General features: G+C 52.9%; 14 protein-coding genes. 8 read left to right on the top strand and 6 right to left on the bottom strand.

Annotated features, from left to right (window positions below):
- Positions 1-24: 24 nt before the first annotated feature.
- The 3 genes from ACUHMQ_RS09360 to adh all read right to left on the bottom strand — a co-directional run bounded on the left by ACUHMQ_RS09360 (position 25) and on the right by adh (position 5,722).
- A complete protein-coding gene (locus tag ACUHMQ_RS09360; RefSeq protein WP_445295249.1) occupies positions 25-210 on the bottom strand; it encodes a hypothetical protein in 186 nt (61 codons plus the stop codon).
- A 193-nt stretch (positions 211-403) separates the two neighbouring features.
- Entirely contained in the window at positions 404-3,634 is a 3,231-nt protein-coding gene (locus ACUHMQ_RS09365) for a pilus assembly protein (protein WP_445295195.1), read from the bottom strand.
- Positions 3,635-4,201: 567 nt separating this feature from the next.
- A complete protein-coding gene (gene adh / locus ACUHMQ_RS09370) occupies positions 4,202-5,722 on the bottom strand; it encodes an aldehyde dehydrogenase (RefSeq protein ID WP_445295196.1) in 1,521 nt (506 codons plus the stop codon).
- 265 nt (positions 5,723-5,987) lie between these two features.
- On the opposite strand from adh, the gene ACUHMQ_RS09375 reads away from it, so the two are divergent.
- Positions 5,988-7,805, top strand: coding sequence for a sigma-54-dependent Fis family transcriptional regulator (locus tag ACUHMQ_RS09375; protein WP_445295197.1), 1,818 nt, complete (start codon positions 5,988-5,990; stop codon positions 7,803-7,805).
- Between the two features lie 169 nt (positions 7,806-7,974).
- On the opposite strand, the gene ACUHMQ_RS09380 is transcribed toward ACUHMQ_RS09375, so the two are convergent.
- Positions 7,975-8,346 carry a DUF423 domain-containing protein gene (locus ACUHMQ_RS09380; RefSeq protein WP_445295198.1) on the bottom strand — a complete coding sequence of 124 codons (372 nt, stop codon included), beginning with the start codon at positions 8,344-8,346 and terminating at the stop codon, positions 7,975-7,977.
- A gap of 449 nt (positions 8,347-8,795) precedes the next feature.
- Between ACUHMQ_RS09380 and bioA the strand changes: the two genes are divergently transcribed.
- A complete protein-coding gene (gene bioA / locus ACUHMQ_RS09385) occupies positions 8,796-10,112 on the top strand; it encodes an adenosylmethionine--8-amino-7-oxononanoate transaminase (RefSeq protein ID WP_445295199.1) in 1,317 nt (438 codons plus the stop codon).
- Positions 10,113-10,277: 165 nt separating this feature from the next.
- Complete coding sequence (locus tag ACUHMQ_RS09390; RefSeq protein ID WP_445295200.1) at positions 10,278-11,855, top strand: cyclic-di-GMP receptor FimW-related protein; 1,578 nt, start codon at positions 10,278-10,280, stop codon at positions 11,853-11,855.
- A gap of 427 nt (positions 11,856-12,282) precedes the next feature.
- On the opposite strand, the gene ACUHMQ_RS09395 is transcribed toward ACUHMQ_RS09390, so the two are convergent.
- A complete protein-coding gene (locus tag ACUHMQ_RS09395; RefSeq protein WP_445295201.1) occupies positions 12,283-13,554 on the bottom strand; it encodes a YihY family inner membrane protein in 1,272 nt (423 codons plus the stop codon).
- Positions 13,555-13,656: 102 nt separating this feature from the next.
- Between ACUHMQ_RS09395 and wrbA the strand changes: the two genes are divergently transcribed.
- Genes wrbA through ACUHMQ_RS09420 form a run of 5 tightly spaced genes read left to right on the top strand, consistent with a single transcriptional unit; the run spans position 13,657 to position 17,072 of the window.
- Positions 13,657-14,256 (top strand): NAD(P)H:quinone oxidoreductase, encoded by a 600-nt coding sequence (gene wrbA / locus ACUHMQ_RS09400; protein WP_445295202.1) that lies wholly within the window; start codon positions 13,657-13,659, stop codon positions 14,254-14,256.
- Positions 14,253-14,621 (top strand): DUF2069 domain-containing protein, encoded by a 369-nt coding sequence (locus tag ACUHMQ_RS09405; RefSeq protein ID WP_445295203.1) that lies wholly within the window; start codon positions 14,253-14,255, stop codon positions 14,619-14,621. Before wrbA ends, ACUHMQ_RS09405 begins: the two co-directional genes overlap by 4 nt.
- A complete protein-coding gene (locus ACUHMQ_RS09410) occupies positions 14,618-15,586 on the top strand; it encodes a biotin--[acetyl-CoA-carboxylase] ligase (RefSeq protein WP_445295204.1) in 969 nt (322 codons plus the stop codon). The genes ACUHMQ_RS09405 and ACUHMQ_RS09410 overlap by 4 nt, the downstream gene beginning before the upstream one ends.
- On the top strand, positions 15,583-16,338 hold the full coding sequence (locus ACUHMQ_RS09415; protein ID WP_445295205.1) for a type III pantothenate kinase: 756 nt from the start codon (positions 15,583-15,585) through the stop codon (positions 16,336-16,338). Before ACUHMQ_RS09410 ends, ACUHMQ_RS09415 begins: the two co-directional genes overlap by 4 nt.
- On the top strand, positions 16,338-17,072 hold the full coding sequence (locus ACUHMQ_RS09420; protein WP_445295206.1) for an SPOR domain-containing protein: 735 nt from the start codon (positions 16,338-16,340) through the stop codon (positions 17,070-17,072). Before ACUHMQ_RS09415 ends, ACUHMQ_RS09420 begins: the two co-directional genes overlap by 1 nt.
- 109 nt (positions 17,073-17,181) lie before the next feature.
- On the opposite strand, the gene ACUHMQ_RS09425 is transcribed toward ACUHMQ_RS09420, so the two are convergent.
- Complete coding sequence (locus tag ACUHMQ_RS09425) at positions 17,182-17,829, bottom strand: hypothetical protein (protein ID WP_445295207.1); 648 nt, start codon at positions 17,827-17,829, stop codon at positions 17,182-17,184.
- Between the last annotated feature and the right edge of the window lie 42 nt (positions 17,830-17,871).

Below are 17,871 nucleotides of genomic sequence, written 5' to 3' on the forward strand. Positions count from 1 at the left end.
GTGTACGTCTCAGAGTGTTTCTAATCACAAGGGACGCGGTGCGCCGTGTGGGCGGTTTTTAAGGATGTCCCGTTCCATCCGGGCCTCGGCCAGCTCCCGACGCAGCTCCCGGTTCTCCGCAGCCAATGCGCTCAGGCTCGCTTGACTATGTTGTATCGCTCGACGGGTTGCCGGTGTCGTTGTGGCGCTGCCATGTAGAACCTGTCCCATAGGTCATCCTTTCGTAGCTGGCTATAGATTAGACCAACACACTGTAGGACTAAACACCTAGCCTTCTTGACTCATATACTCAAAAAATCTTGAACAGATTCAAACAGCAAATTGAGTACACTTAGTACACTAATTTTCTCTGCTCAGGCTCAAAGGAGCTGATCCTAGAGAAAAACCTAACTCGACCCGCTCTTTACATCAACTCCCGCCATGTTGCACGCTCGATACGGACACCTTTGGCTGGTGGAAGAATTGTGTTTGACTCACATTTCTCGCTACCTATCTCGCAATGAAGCAGAACACCGCTAGAAGCTGAGTTGTTAACAACATAGGTCGTATAGACACCTGAGGTATTACTTTCCTTTAGCGCGACCCCACTACCTGCACCCGCTCCCAACACCCCACCGACTGCACTAATAACATTCGCCGCATCAGTAAAGGGATTCGTGTTACTGATAAATGATGTTTCCGTCGGAATACCATTCACTTCATAACCACTAGCATATGCAGTCTCTGTACCAAACTTCAGTGCATCTCCGCTATCAGACCTCCCGCTCTTGTTAACATCGACAAAACTATACTTTTTATCCTTGTAGCGCACTGTCGAGCCCGTCAAAGGATCCAAACCCATTATCCACCCTTTGCCACCAGGTAAACACTTCTCATTGGATTGGGTGATCCCGGTACCAAAAATAACTTTATCAGAGAACACCAATGGTGAAGAAACAAGACGCTCAGTCGGGACAGGCAAGTTCATATACCAACCCTTAACCGAGCTCAGACTAGGCTCCACTTTCAAGTCAATTACATTGTCGGTAACATGGCGATAGCTCCCAGATCGCTGATCTGTCGCTGTAGCAGTCGCAGTCGCATCGATCTTTTGCTCAACCAGCTTGGTCATATCCACTGTTATTGGCGTTTGATCCATGATATCAAGCACACCATAGAATGCTTGCATTGTCGTGGTTAGTCGATCAGCATCCGTCAACAATTTACCAGTGCCAAACAAAATCAAATTACCACGAACAGGTTTTTCTCCCGAACCTGCCGCTTCACCCAGCACTTGTAGTACAGCTGGCCGCTGAATAATCGGCTGCCCAGCCGGTGTCTTGAATATGGGTGAAGAGGCCACCTTGAATTGGGCAGGGTCGGTACTCGTCAAATCAAAGCGCCACATATTGCCATTCTCATCACCAGCATACACATAGTCGAGAATACCATCGAATTTATCATCCAATCCCGCGGGAGATGACAATCCCGTACTACCCGCAGGTAAATCAATCTTCTTAATCAATGCACCCGTCGCCGCATTTAAGATATAGAGTGCTGATGACTTGGTCGCGGCCTTCTTTCCTCCGACCGCAGTATCGTCATAATCATTTTCATATCCATTTGTTAAAATCACTGCCGGTGTCGTACCTAGACTAGAAGTCCGGACATTATAAATAATCGGCGTCCCAAATGAATAACCAACTTGGGTATCCTTCTGATCGTTCCATTCCCATTTAACGGTATCTGTTGCATTAGCAAAATTAACTTCACTGGTCACATCTAAGGCAAAGTAGCCCTGCCCCCCCTGACCTAATCCGCCAACTAATAAAGTACGCCAATCACTCCCAACCTTGATATCAGCAGTTACCGTATTACCATTAACATGATAAACATGAGGTGCTGCAATCTTCCCATACTCTGGATTAGCAAGTGTTTTTAGCTTTGGATAGATCATTGAGGGGATATAACCAACCACCTCAGACATCTGACTAGTATTAAAACCATGCATCATTCCATCATTCGCCCCGATAAAAACCATACCACGGCTTTTCTGAGCAGCTTTGAATGATTCATAAGTCGGGTCTGTTGAGAAGGCCACTGGTGGCCCAACAAAGACCGGTTGACTATCAATAATATCGCCTAACAAGCTAACACGCGTACGCAGCCCTGCTTCAGTTTTGCTACCCCGCAGAAAGCGTATTATCTGCTGCTGTTCGGCAGTAGTGGTACCTAGTAAGGTTTTCTGAGCGGGTAACATCGCTGTTAATCCCGCAGAATCATTAAACTCAAATGACTTTGTTACACCAGACTCCGTTTTAGCAGAATATATTTTTCTAGCAGCAATACTTGATACATTACGCGCATTTAAAATAGCCCCGGCCTCTACTTTAGTAGTAAGGTCAATCACCCCAGCTTCTGAAATTGGGTAACGACGTAGCTCTCCATACCACCCATCCGGATTAAATACTGGTTGATACACATAGTTACTTGCAGATTTAATCGCTGACTCCACAGCCAAACCACCGGCATTAGAAATCGAAGCCTTAATACCAGAAACTGCGTCTGTCAGTGCAGCGGTGAGAGATGCTTCATTGTCTGCCGTAAAATATTTACCCCCACCCACAGTAGCAGCTGCTGGCAGCACTTCATTTGTGACACCAAAGCCAATGGTATAGGTTTGCAAGCTTTGCTTTTTAAATGCCTCATCATTGAATGACTTTCCATCCAAATCGAACCCAGATGTCTTGAAGTCAGCATCTGCTGCATACTTCACCACATCACGCAACGCCCGGAATCGATTTCCAGTATTACCAAAGTCTCGTGCGACTGTTGCACCTTCTAAAACAGCAGGACAATCTGCACTTGCAGCTGTGCATACAGAGAAATTCTTGTTAACCTGTTTATTGCTAGAGTCATAAGTAATATAGGGTAATGCCACTCTACCACTGCCCGGAAGATTATCCTCACCTGAAGCATCACCATCCGTTATTACAATAACAAAGTTTTTCTGACACCTATATTTAATAGGACTAGTGTAATTACCTGATATTTTCGAATAGTATGAGGAATCCCCAGCAAAGTAACGTGTTACTTCTAGCATGGCTTCACCTAATGGTGTTGCCGTTCTCGCCTTTATATTACTTATTGAACTAGTCAGAATATCTAAATTACTAGTACCATAGGTTTTTTCTTCCGGTATAAGTACCGAATTACGCAGGATACCTGACTCGGTACGCTCATTACCACCAATCGTAGTATCATCTTTTACATCAAAAGAGAATATTCCCCAACCAAGCGACTGATTATTCTTAATCAGTGAAGTAGCCACCCGTTTAGCAATATTCATTTTTGTGTTGGGTGTTATCGTGGCGCTGTCCAGATTAGTACGCCATTGATTTACATTATAATTGATGCAATTTGGCCAATTAGCGTCCGGATTCCCATAACAATCCGCTGCACGCATCCATTGATTCTGGCTATCCTGCAGCATACTGGCTGAGTTATCGATTAGCAGGACGATATTTGGCGCAACAGATGTGGAAAGTGTCGGAGGCAGTGAAGGATAGGGCTCTGCAGCCAGTACCTCGACGGAATTAAGTAAGAACGCCATTCCAACAAACGTACACAGTGGCTTGATCTTGAACTTACGCATCGTGGATTCCTCACTTTCTACAACCGTCCAGGGGAATAGCTGTTCAAGGTCATCTATTTGATGGCTTGGATAAACCACAGTCGGCAGTGCATTTGGCCTTGCCGGCGTTTCGAAAACATAGTATGAGCAATGGTTAAAATGCTCCGCATCGGCCTGACAAGCGTTGCAATCCAACACACCAACGGCATTTCATTTAACCCCGCCAATTACCGATATCCGGTCTATGCCGCGTTAGACAAAGGGCTGGCTTACTTTATATGCCACTCAAGCCAGTATTGCCGAATAGCAAGGCCCTTTTAAGGCTCAAACTATTTACCTGTAGCTAGTTGTCCACATGTGAAGGACCCAATGCATAAAGCCCCGACATCCCAATACTGCTAAGAACGTCGGGGCGATGTAGCGTAATTACAGCTTGGATAGTTTCTTAGAACCTGTTCAAAGTCTGCTGCACGTCAGTAGTACGGCGTCGAAAACATCCTCGGAATGCTCATTTACCCTATGTAAACTCCGCTTCCTCAGTTGTTTTCGCCTTGTCTTGCATTAGCTTGCAAGACTCTAAACAGGTTCTTAAAAGAACCCGAGCGGGTCTTCGCTATAGCTGACCAACAGATTTTTCGTTTGTTGGTAATGATCAAGCATCATCTTGTGATTCTCACGCCCAATACCAGACTGTTTGTAGCCACCAAACGCCGCGTGGGCGGGATAAGCGTGGTAGCAGTTGGTCCATACCCGGCCAGCTTCTACGGCACGTCCAACGCGAAACGCCGTGTTCATGTCACGCGTCCATAGCCCTGCCCCTAAGCCAAAACTTGTGTCATTGGCGATATGGATCGCTTCCTCTTCATCGCGGAATTTGGTGACCGAAAGCACTGGACCGAAAATTTCCTCCTGGAAGATACGCATCTTGTTGTGGCCAGCGAATACAGTTGGCTTTACGTAGTACCCGCCTTCCAGCGGCCCACTAAGCATCTGGCGACCACCGCCAATCAAACACTGCGCACCCTCTGCCCGCCCGATATCCATATAGCCCAGTATCTTGTCCAACTGCTCTTGCGATGCCTGGGCACCAATCATGGTGTCACGTTCCAGTGGGTTGCCTTGTTTAATTACAGCTACACGCTTGAGGGCTTTTTCCATGAACTGATCGTAGATGGACTCATGAACAAGCGAACGTGACGGACAGGTACAGACTTCCCCCTGGTTCAAGGCGAACATCACGAAGCCTTCGACGGCTTTGTCCAGATAGCGGTCGTCCTTGGCGCATACATCACCGAAAAAGATGTTTGGCGACTTCCCACCCAACTCCAACGTTACGGGTATCAGATTCTGGCTGGCATACTGCATGATCAGCCGCCCGGTACTGGTCTCGCCGGTAAAAGCGATCTTGGCAATACGCTTACTGGACGCAAGCGGCTTACCAGCCTCCAACCCAAAGCCATTCACTACATTCAGCACACCCGGCGGCAACAGATCGCCAATAATCTCCAGCAATACCAGAATGGATGCCGGCGTCTGCTCTGCTGGCTTAAGCACCACGCAATTACCTGCTGCCAAGGCTGGGGCAAGCTTCCAAGCCGCCATCAATATCGGGAAATTCCATGGGATGATTTGCCCGACAACACCTAACGGTTCGCGAAAGTGATAGGCGTAAGTGGTATGGTCTATCTCGCCGATACTACCCTCCTCGGCGCGCAAACAACCTGCGAAATAGCGGAAATGATCGATTGCCAGCGGGATATCTGCTGCCAAGGTCTCACGAATCGGCTTCCCGTTATCCCATGTCTCAGCAGTCGCAAGCCGTTCCAGATTCGCCTCCATACGGTCGGCAATCTTCAGCAGAATGCCTGAACGAACCGTAGTGGATGTTTTTCCCCATGCTTGCTTCGCCGCATGTGCTGCGTCCAGCGCGCGTTCGATATCAGCTTCGTTCGACCTGGGGACCTCGCAGAATGCCCTACCGGTAATCGGTGTGATGTTTTCGAAATACTGGCGACTCAGCGGCTCAACCCACTGACCATTGATGTAATTGCCGTAGCGGGATTTAAAGAGAGCGGTCTGACCAAATTGGCCCGGCTCGAGAGCATGCATGAGGGTCCCCTATTTTTTTATGCGTACGCCCAATGCGCAGCAGATAAGAGATCGCAGCAAACATGCCACCTTGGCAAAGGCATAAATACAACGTTACTAACACCCTGATAAAAAATAAGTATTCCCTCGCCGTCCCCTAGATCGCCAACACGCCACAACCGCTAGCCCCATAATCGGCTGCAAATGAATAGATTTGCCTGTCGCAGACTGCGACAAAAACATGTCGCACAGACATTGCAAGCGACAATGTGACGAGGAGAATGCTGTGCCAAACGCCAACAGCACATTGTTATCCCTGGCTCGCCAACGGTTTTTTGATCGTGGAGAATTACCGGCCGGGAGCGTACCGGATGCGATTCTGCGCTCCTGGCAACGAAGTAGCATGTTGATACGGACTACAGTACCTGATCCCGTACTGACAAAACTGCAATTGCGTGAACACCAGGAACGTCATACCGCGCTTTGCCGCGCGATCCAGCCTGTACAAGAACGATTGATGGCGGAAGTATTACAGTTTGGCGGCATGGTAGCCCTGGCCGCGCCAGATGGGCTGATTCTGGATACAGCTGGCGATCTTGCTTTTTTAAGTAATGCCAACCGGGTGGCGCTCAAACCAGGGAATAATTGGTCGGAAGCAAGCAAAGGCACCAACGCGATTGGTACTGCACTGGCCGAACGTAGCGCTATCGTGGTCTCTGGAGCAGAACACTATCTAGACAGTAATCGTATCCTGAGCTGCACAGCCACCCCATTGCTTGGGGCAGATGGCAACTTGGCCGGTGTCCTAGACATATCCTGCAAGGCAGGTCGATTGCCTGCCGGTATGCCATCAATGTTGCGGCTCGCTGCAGGCTTGGTGGAATACCAGTTGTTGGTTGAGAGCGCAGGCCCCCTGCCCCGCTTACATTTTCGTTGCCCATCCCCGCTCTCCGGCAGCTACAGGGAAGGTGTATTGGTCATCGATAACGACCATATCATCCACGCTAACGACAGTGCCCTGCATCTGCTTGCTACCCAACGTACCCAGTTGATTGGTTCATCCCTGACAGACTGGTTCTGCAAACCGCCGGCCAGCCATCGGGGAAGCCAATCGCAGACCTTTCATACCCATACCGGTTTGGCACTGATCGGGCATTGGGTAAATGCGCCCCCACGCATTACTACTGCCAATCTTAAGCCGACCCATACGACGTTAAACCCATTGAAACTGCTACTCGATAAAGGGGTGCGAGTATTCAATACCGGGCTGAGCATCCTCTTGCAGGGTGAAACCGGCGTAGGAAAAGAAGTGTTTGCACGCCAGCTGCATACCGCCAGTCAACGACAACAGGGGCCGTTTGTCGCGGTTAACTGTGCCGCACTGCCAGAAAACCTGATCGAATCGGAATTGTTCGGTTACGAAGAAGGCGCCTTCAGTGGCGCACGCAAGCGCGGCATGCCCGGCCGGGTACGGGAGGCCGTGGGCGGTGTATTGTTCCTGGATGAAATAGGCGACATGCCGCTTGCCCTGCAAGCAAGGTTGTTACGTGTGTTGCAGGACAAAACGGTCACCCCATTAGGTGGCGGAAAGACGGTGCGGGTCGACTTCGGGCTGATCTGCGCCACACACCGCAATCTTAACGAATTGGTTGCTACAGGTCAGTTCCGGGCCGATCTCCTTTTTCGCCTGCGTGAATTCGATATTGAACTCCCCTCACTGCGCCTACGTGACGACAAGGCCAAGCTGCTGGATGAGTTATTTACAAAGCTCGGGGGGACAGCCAATGGCTTACAGCTCGACCTCGCTGCCCGCCAAGCCTTATTGCAGCATGCGTGGCCCGGCAACATACGCGAACTGGTCAGCACACTGCGCACGTTGATTGCATTGGCTGACCCAGGCAGTACGCTTACCATTGCCGATTTACCCGCAACCATCCGACCAGAAGTTCAGCCAACCCAGAACCTGACAGCTTTGACGCACGATGCCATAGCCACAGCGCTGGCCAACCATAAAGGGGGCGTCAATGCTGCTGCCAAGCAGTTAGGTATTCATCGCAGCACGCTGTACAGATACCTTGCGCGTAATGACACCAACACCTCATAAGAACCTGCTTACGATCTTACTGCGCAGCTGTGATCAGGGCTTATGTGCTGCTCGAAATCCTCATGTACAAAAGTACACTCCGGTTTCTGCGCTGCTCTGCACCCTGCTGACAACTGCTCGCGACAGATCGTAAACAGGCCTTAAGTCTTTATACACTTTGAATAGGCTCTTAACTGACCTTGCGCCAACCCGCCACAAACAGGCACCCCCAACCAAAGAGGAACGCCAAGCCACCGAGCGGAGTGATCATGCCCAACTTCGGTGTTGCGGTAAGCGTAAGTAGATAGAGACTGCCGGAGAACAATACGACGCCAGCCACGAAAGCATTGGCAGCCCACTGCCCCAATCTGCCCAGCCGTTCGCTATAACCGGCCAGCACCAGTAAGGCGAGGCTATGGATAAACTGGTAATGCACCCCGGTTTGGAACACTGTCAAATGGGCTGGCGACAGCGTTGCCTGCAAGCCGTGCGCGGCAAATGCCCCCAGAGCCACACCGCTACCGCATCCCAAAGCCGCCAACATCAGCCAGCGTCGATTCATCTTTTATATCTTTCGAAAGCAGAAAACGCCTTGCAGGCTACGGCAAAGCTGCTTATTCGCCTACGGTAGGGATGTTTGCTATCGCTTGTACCACCTATTCAGCCAACGGTTTGCGCATCTGGCAATAGGCGGGGCCTGCAGAGCCTGGAGGGAAACAATTCATGGTTAGCAATGCCTAGGCCATCCCTAGAAACCCAGACGCATCGGCGGAACATATTGCTTCCCATGTCTGTCCACGCCCTGCTGCAAATCTATGGTTTGTGCCGATGGGTCATCGAACGCCCCCGTAGTACATCGCTCGTCATCACCCAAAAGTACATCCCTTATATGCAGATGCCGCACCAATGCGATCCACACGCCACAAAGCGATGCACTGAATCTGGGAAACGCTTTATTTACAGTACTTTTGTGCACAGGTAGAAATGCCACCGCACAAGGAGAGAGAACACATGTCACAGCACAATCAGGATTGGCTGGCTCGCAGCCGTCGGGCCGTCTGGCACCCCTGTACACAAATGAAACAGCACGAGCAGCTACCCATTGTTCCTATCGCACGGGGAGAGGGTGCATGGCTCATCGACTTTGAAGGCCGGCGATTCCTCGACGGTGTCAGCAGCTGGTGGGTAAACCTGTTTGGGCACGCCAACCCTCGCATCAACGTTGCGTTGATGGACCAGATGAATACGCTGGAACACGTGATTCTGGCAGGCTTTACTCAAAAACCCGTCGTGGAGTTATCAGAAAAACTCGGTGAACTGACTGGTTTGGGTCACGCATTCTACGGCTCGGATGGCGCAAGTGCGACCGAAATCGCTCTGAAGATGAGCTACCACTACTGGCGCAATCGTGGTCAGGAGAAGAAAACAGGGTTTGTCAGCCTGAAAAATAGTTACCACGGCGAAACTCTTGGGGCGCTAAGCGTAACGGACGTACCGCTGTTCAGCGCGACCTACGCACCATTGCTGCGGGAAACACACCGGGTGATGTCACCTGACTGGCGTCTGGCTGAACTGGGCGAAAGTGCCGAAGCCTATGCACTACGGGCAGCCGATCAATTGGAGGCTCTGTTCAAGCAACATGCCACCGATCTGGCGGCCTTTATTGTCGAACCGCTCTGCCAGGGCGCGGCAGGTATGGCGATGTACCATCCGGTTTATTTGCGTCGTGTACGCGAACTCTGTGACGAATACAACGTACATCTGGTTGCCGACGAAATCGCAATGGGTTTTGGACGTACCGGTACCCTGTTCGCCTGTGAGCATGCCGGCATCAAGCCCGATCTCATCTGCTTATCGAAAGGCATTACTGGTGGCTATCTGCCACTATCGGCAGTACTTACCACTGACGAAATCTACGCAGCCTTCTACGCTGATGATGTAAGCCGGGGCTTTTTACATAGTCATAGTTACACAGGCAATGCCCTGGCATGTCGTGCCGCGTTGGAGGTCCTGCACATCTTCAAAGACGAAGACGTCTTGGCCACCAACCGACAAAAGGCTTCAATCGTTGCGCCTGACTTTGCACGGCTTAGCGCACACCCACGCGTACGAAATGCACGTCAGCTGGGCATGATCTGGGCATTTGATGTCACCGATACTCAACCGGGGTTCGCCGGTAGACTGTTTACCGCCGCTTTGGCACATGGTGTGCTATTACGACCCATTGGCAGTACGATTTATTTAATGCCACCTTACGTGGTTACCGTCGCAGAATTGCAGCAAGTCTTTACTACCTTGCTCACGTTGCTCGACGAAAACATAAGCTAGGTGCTCAGTGGTGGGCAGTTACCAAAGGGGATGGCAGCCCACCCACAACAGCATTATGGGAACCTGTTCAAAGCGGGTTTCAATAAACGGTAGCAACATAATTCTGCCAGCAAGCCACTCGTATCCTTTAATTACAAAACAAGCGCACCTCCACTGCAGATATCCATGTCAATTGCTCTACGTGTGCCGGAACCCATTACCGGCCGCTCCATTGCCGTCGAAACCAATCCCCAGGCCCTGAAAGCCTGGCTGGTCTCCCTGTCATCCGCTAATGCGGCCGAGACAGCGCGCGCTATCTTCGATGCACTGACAACGCTGAACCGCATCCGGCTTGATGGCGACAACCGCCTCAAGCTGCTCGAGCAATATCAGACGAACATCAACATGCTCGATGTTCCGTTGGAAGCCACTTATGCATCCGCCACCGCGCCGGCAAAGGAAAAAGCCAAACATGCCGCCATTCTGGCGCGCAATCTGCAATTGGAACTGGCCAATGGCTACAAGCTGGTGTTGCTCGAACGGTTGAGTGCGCGCTTTGGCTTTGGCAAACGCGATGTGCCTGATCTGATTCACCACCTGCTGATTACCTACCAGCGGCTGATGTGGATATGTTGCAAAAGCTACAGTCCCGTACCTACCGGCGTCTGGCTGGAAACCCATGCGCTCTTCCGCCATGCCATCCAGCACAAGATGATCGATGGGCCGGAAGAGGCGGATCATCAAAGCAAAACCATAGGGGGCTGCTATAAGCAGATTCTGCTGCTGGCGTTGTCCGACCCCTATCGCTATCACCCGCTCGAACACGACAAGATCAACGATCTGATCCAGAACTATGGCTCGGCAACCCAGTTCCAGCCTTTGAACGATCACCCCCACCCCGCTGGACTTTTCCTGGTGCGTCTGGACCAGGACCAGCCTCCAGCCTTCTTTGGGCAGCGTCCACAGGAAGTGGAATCCAGTAATTCCATCATGCTCGTTACCATCGAGATGGCAAAGTTGCTGCAAAAAGCGCTGCATTCTGTTGAGCAGAAATTCCCTACCGCCAGCGACCGCAGCAAAGCACAGGCATGGATGGACCTATTGCGTCGCGTATCCCGCCAGTGGAGCATTTCTCCCAAACGGGTATTTCAACGCATACGCGCCAACAGCCCGGTACAGATGACCGGCGGCCTTCGCATGACCAACTATCAACTGAACAACGCCCAGCCGCTGTTCGAGCCGCTGCTACTCGACGGCGGTCTACCTTCTGAAGAAAGGCAACTGACCTTCCAGGATGGCGAGCACACCCAACCGGACAACTGGGTCGTATTGAACGAAAGCCCAGGGGGCTTTGCACTGAGACTGAAGCCGATTCCCCAGCATGGCATCTACCGCGTCGGCGATGTTGTCGGTCTACGCAGTCAGGGAGTGGAAGATTGGATGGTGGGCTGCGTACGCTGGATGCAAACCACGGAGCTTGGCGATGCTGTAGAAGTCGGCATCCAGGTGCTCGCCCCGCATGGCAACTCAGGTATGTTACGACCTACCGTGGCGCATACGGGCGGAACACTGCAGCCTTGTCTACAACTGCCAGAAATACCCGCCATCAAGCAGTCATCACTGATTCTTGCACCACGCGGCACCTTTACACCCAATCGTGAACTGGCCATTTACACCAACGATGGCGAGCAGCTGGTGCAGGCTTCCCGTTTGGTTGAGCAGGCGGTGGGGTTTGATCTGTTTGAATATACCGTTAGCGCTTAGAATCTATCCACGATCTTACTGTGCAGCCGTGATCAGGGCTTATGTGCTGCTCGAAAGCCTCATGTACACAAGTACATTCCGGTTTCTGCGCTGCTCTGCACCCTGCTGACAGCTGCTCGCAACAGATCGTAAACAGGTTCTTAGAACCAGCTCAAGTCTGCTGCGCGTCGGCAATACGGCGTTGAAAATCCCCTCGGAATGCTCATTTACTATTAGTAAACTCCGCTTCCTCGGGCATTTTCGCCTTGTCTTGCTTTAGCTCGCGAGACTTTGGACAGTTTTTTATTACGCAGCCGAATTCAGGGGTTATGTGCAGCTCGAAAGCCTCATGTACACAAGTACATTCCGGTTTCTGTGCTGCTCTGCACCCTGCTGACAGCTGCTCATGACAGATCGTACCAATACCAAGTCTGTTGTGAACCAGCACCTACCCCAAGGGCGTCAGAGCTTCAGCCTGGGCGACATGCTCGGCATCTTTGCGATACCTCAGTTTGGCCAGCTCGGCTAGATTCACCTCCAATGTCTGGTTGATCAGATCGAACCTTTCAGACAGTACAACATGCAACCCGTCAGCAGCCCGCGGCGGTACAACCGGTCGGGCAATCAGCAGATGGTAAAGCGCCTGCAGCGTAATGCGCTCCAATGGGCAACCCAATAGCCATCCATCGCTGCGGGTGGACTGCACCCAACCTCGCATGGACAAGAGTTCAAGCAATTCATGCAATTCATCCTGCCCCAGTGCCAGCGCACGACGTAGGCGGCCCAAGCTGGGTGCCGCACCCTGTTCGCGAGCTTCTTCCAACTTCAATAACAAACGTACTGCATCGTATAAACGCTGGCCGGGGTCAGCCCGTTTACGCCATGCCTCCCCATGCCAATAAGACAGGCTCGCACTTAATACGGCTCCCGCCAATACAATCACCCAGATCAGGTACAACCAGAGCAAAAAGATAGGCAGACTGGCAAATGCGCCGTAAACCAATTTGAAGGTGGCGAATTTCTTGATGTAAAGGCCGAACAAACCCTTCATCAACGTCAGCGACAAAGTGCTGAAAAACGCAGCGGTAACAGCGTGGCTTTGCGGAACCGGGCAATTGGGCACTACGCGATACAACAAGGTGAAACCGAGCAATGCCAGCGCAAAGCCACTGCCCTGCATCAGCGTCGCGAAGCCACCATCCCCCCCGGCCTTGCCGGATATCCACCCAGTCAACGTAAGCCCCACGCCCAGCAATATCGGCCCCAGCGTCAACACGCCCCAATAGGTCAATGTCTTCAACATCCAGGGGCGCTGGCGGCGAATGCGCCAGATACGGTTGAATGCGCGGTCTATGGTCGCCATCATGGCCAGTGCCGTCACACCCAACGTAGCCATACCAACTGCCGTGAGCTTGCCGGTATTCTCGGTAAATTGGCGCATCGGCCCGGTAATCACTTTGCCAGCGGAATCGGGCACCAGATTTTTCAATAGAAATATCCGTACCTGGCTGGAGACATCGTCAAACATCGGGAATGCCGACACTACCGTCAAGGCGATAGTCAGGAACGGCACCAATGCTAGCAAGGTGGTGAATGTCAGGCTGCCGGCGGCTTCCAGGCAGCGGTCATCCCGCAGGCGGCGCAGTACGAAAAGCGCGAAATCCAGCGGTGCCGGTAAGCGGGAAGTGACTTTGCGACGATAGTCAGACAGTCTGGTCATACGGTGAAAGCAACGATTCTGAAATGGTCACGACTATCCATGAAATATGCCAGATGGCAAAGCCCTATAATCCTGCCTTTATTGTCTTCTTGAAGATGCCGCATGGCCGATATCCTGATCCTCTATTACTCACGTCACGGTGCTACCAAGCAACTCGCCCAGCTTGTCGCCCGTGGTGTTGAATCGGTGCCGGGCTGCAATGCCCGCTTGCGCACCGTACCGGCAGTCTCCACTGTAGTGGAAGCTGTGGAACCTGCCGTGCCGGATGCCGGCGCCCCTTATGTGGAACTGAGCGACCTGAAGGAGTGCTCTGGCTTGGCGCTGGGCAGCCCGACCCGTTTTGGCAACATGGCAGCACCGCTCAAATACTTTCTCGACGGTACAAGCAGCGACTGGTTGGCCGGTACGCTGGTCGGCAAACCCGCCGCCGTCTTTACCAGTACCAGCAGCCCACACGGCGGGAATGAATCCACCCTGCTCACCATGATGCTGCCCTTGCTGCACCATGGTATGTGCGTGCTCGGCATCCCCTACAGCGAACCGGGGCTGACGCTCACAGAAGGTGGCGGCACCCCCTATGGCGCAAGCCATGTGGCCGGTCATGATGGCCGCCGCGCTGTCGATGAACACGAAAAAGCGCTCGCCATGGCACTAGGTAAACGCTTGGCGGAAACCGCTGTGAAACTGGCCTGCCCTTTATGATGACCGCCGCACTGAATACCAACGATCTGGTCCGCCTGAGCCGTAACAGTACGCTCGCAGGCATGCTGGCCCTGCTGGTCCTGTGTTTCCTATGGGAAGCTTGGCTTGCTCCATTACGACCCGGTTCGCTGCTCTGGGTAAAAGCCCTACCACTGCTTCTCCCGTTGCCCGGCGTATTGCGCGGCCGGCGCTATACCTATCAATGGCTGTCCATGTTCATCCTGATCTGGTTTATCGAGGGTGTGATGCGTGGCTGGAGCGATAGTGGCGCGCTGCGTTACCTGGCCCTGATGGAAGTGGCGCTTAGTGTGTGGGTATTCTGTTTCGCCGTACTGTATGCACGCCTCACACGAGCCCCCGCATGAGCCCCTTCCCCCTGCTGCGTCTTCTGTCGCATGAAGATTTCCGCCCCGGCCCACAACTGGCCGAAGTACTAGGCGTATCGCGCGCGTCGGTTTCACTTGCGCTCAAGGGCGCCGCCGAAATGGGGGTAGAGGTTCAAGCAGTAAAAAGCCGCGGCTATAAGCTTGCTCATCCGCTCGATTGGGTCGATGAAACCGTGGTTGCCCGCCATCTTGCGGAAAACGCCCGGTTTTTTGACCTGCATTGCTTTGATGAGATCGACTCGACCAATCTCGCCTTGATGGCCAAAGCCCATACTGGCGCGCCATCCGGCCTTTGTTATGCCGCAGAGCGTCAAACCGCAGGGCGTGGTCGCCGTGGCCGGGCTTGGCATGGTGCACCGGGCGACACGCTGATGTTCTCGCTGTTGTGGCGCTTCAATCTGGGCGTGGCCGACTTGTCCGGCCTCAGCCTGGCAGTTGGACTGGCCGTTATACGGGCCCTGCAGAAACATGGTGTGAATGGTGCAATGCTCAAATGGCCCAATGACATCGTAGCCCCTGGCGGCAAGCTGGGCGGCATCCTCATCGAGCTTTCCGGCGACGCGCTCGGCCCTTCTGCAGTCGTTATCGGTATCGGGCTGAATGTCGGCTTACGCGATAATGCACGCAAAGCGCTCGACCAAGCCGCCGAAGCGCTGCATACGCTAGGCTACAGGGCAGACCGCAATACTTTGCTGGCCGCTATCCTGACCGAACTGGCAAGCCTGCTGCCCGCATTCGAACGCCATGGCTTCGCTCCCCTCCGCGATGAGTGGGAAGCATGCCATGCCATGCAAAACCAGACTGTCAGACTATTGATGCCGAGTGGCGATGTCCTGCAAGGCATTGCCCGTGGTGTAAGCAACCATGGCGCACTGCGCTTCGAAACGCCGGGTGGCGAGCAGCAATTTCACAGCGGCGAAGTCAGCTTGCGGAGTGTGGTATGAGTGCGGTTTTACTATTGGATGCTGGCAACACGCGACTGAAATGGGCACTGGTATCTGGCAGTCAATGGCTGGCGGAAGGTATTGCCGACTATGCCACGCTGGATACATTCCAGGCCCATCTGGCCAATCTACCTGCCCCGACACGTATTCTTGGCAGCAATGTGGCAGGCACTACGGTAGCAGCCAGTATCGCAGCATTGTTCCCGCAACATCAGCTGGAATGGCTGCAAAGCAAGCCAACGGAAACTGGGCTGCATAATCAATACCGCGAACCAAGCCAGCTCGGTTCCGATCGTTGGGCTGCAATGATCGGTGCCCGTTCGTCAAGCACTGGCGACCTGTTGGTTGTGATGGCCGGCACCGCCATGACAGTGGACGCCGTCATAGCAGAGGGCGACTTTCTTGGCGGCATCATCACCCCGGGTTTTCGCCTGATGCGTGAATCACTGGCACACGGCACTGCAGACCTTGGCCTGCCTGAGGGAACAACCGCTGCCTTCCCCCAATCCACCGGAGAAGCCATCGTCAATGGTGCGCTCGCGGCGTTAGCTGGCGCCATCGCCGGGCAATACGCACTGCTGACGCAACGAACCGGCCGTACTGTCCGCATCGTCCTGTCGGGCGGTGATGCTCCTCTTATTACAAGCAAGTTAACACCTGCGCTGGCCGAACAACTGATGCCCATCGATAATCTGGTACTGCGCGGGCTGAATTGTCTGGCGCAACTCGACCCTACCCAGGAAACCCAGTAATGAAATGGCTGTTTGTACTGCTACTCATCGGCAATCTGCTGTTCTATGGGTACACCCAACTGGAAACCCCTGTGCAGTCCGTTGACTGGCGCAGCAAGGAAATCAATGCCGATCAGCTAAAGCAGATCGCATTCAATGAAGTCCAGATTGCCGGAGGCGATAAGAAGTCTGGCGAAAACGCCCCTCCTGGTGGGATTACACCACCCGATGCCGCCCCCCCCAAAAAACCGGAGCCGAAACCTGAGGCAAAGCCGGCAGCCTCTCCTGGCCCAATGGGATGTTTTGCTTGGCATGGGTTATTGGCTGCCGACCTGCCCAATGCCCGTAAAAAGCTGGCTGCGCTGCAACTGGGGGGGGAAATAAAACTGATCAATAACGAAGCCGCGAACCCAACACGTTTCTGGGTCTATATCGCACCCCGCCCCTCTCTGGAAGATGCCCAGAAAAAAACAGAGGAGCTCAAGGCTCTCGGTATCTCGGACTTCTTTGTGGTCAACGATGGCTCACAATGGAGCCGTGCCGTGTCGTTGGGTCTTTATTCAACGCGTGAGGCTGCACAACGTCGGCTGGAAACACTCAGGCAGCAAGGTGTTCGCTCAGCATCGATGCGCGAGAAGGGTGAAGGAGACAACGCCACGCTAATGGTGAGAAATGTTCCAAAGTCCGCGCGGCTGAACCTGGGCCGAGCAGCGATGAATTTTCGTGGTAGTTCGATCAGTGAAGTTGATTGCTAAACGCCAAAAAGCTTTTGTTACACGCATAAAAACGGCGACCAATCGGTCGCCGTTTTCACATTGCCAAGCGACAGACAACGCTGACAATCACATTGAAGTGACATTTCTATCAAAAGCCAATAGTCAGGCCCACGTTCAACACAGGCCAAGCCTTGAAGCCCTTCAAGCCATCCTCAAGCTTGCGACGCTCTGATTCGAGGTCATTGCGGATGTTGATACACTGGGCTGCTGGCAGATTACCGCAGCTCACATTCAGATTGGCTTTCGCACCGCCTTGCAGAATCACGCCCAGGTCGCCGTAGAAGTTCACCCCTGCACCCGACACATTGCCGTAACCCACACCAAAATATGGCGCAACGCGGTTCTTGGCCTTGACATCACCATTAATGACGACACCGTCCGCATTATAGGTGTTGCCATTGAGCTGGAAGTTGCCATTGGTTGGCTTGCCTTTCAGAGAGAACTTATTCCCGGAAGCAACCAAGCCTGCGGTCAGACGGAAAGGTCCCAAGGGATGCCAGTCGATCAGACCACTTAGGTTGTTGAGCTTCATGCGCGCGTTGTAATCGATGTTCGACTCTTTTACCGTGCCATTGAGATTCAATGCGCTAAAGCCAACCCGCGCCGAAAATGTGGGGAAGATATCCCAAGCGACATCGCCACCCAAACCCGTCGTACCCGCACGTACGCCAACACCTGCGGCGTAGCTGTTACCTGCGATCAATGCCAGCATCAGCGGCGCAATCATTTTCTTCATACCAGTTCCTTCAAATAAACGTACCTTGATATTCAAGGCTTA

This window comes from Chitinimonas violaceus (assembly GCF_052601015.1).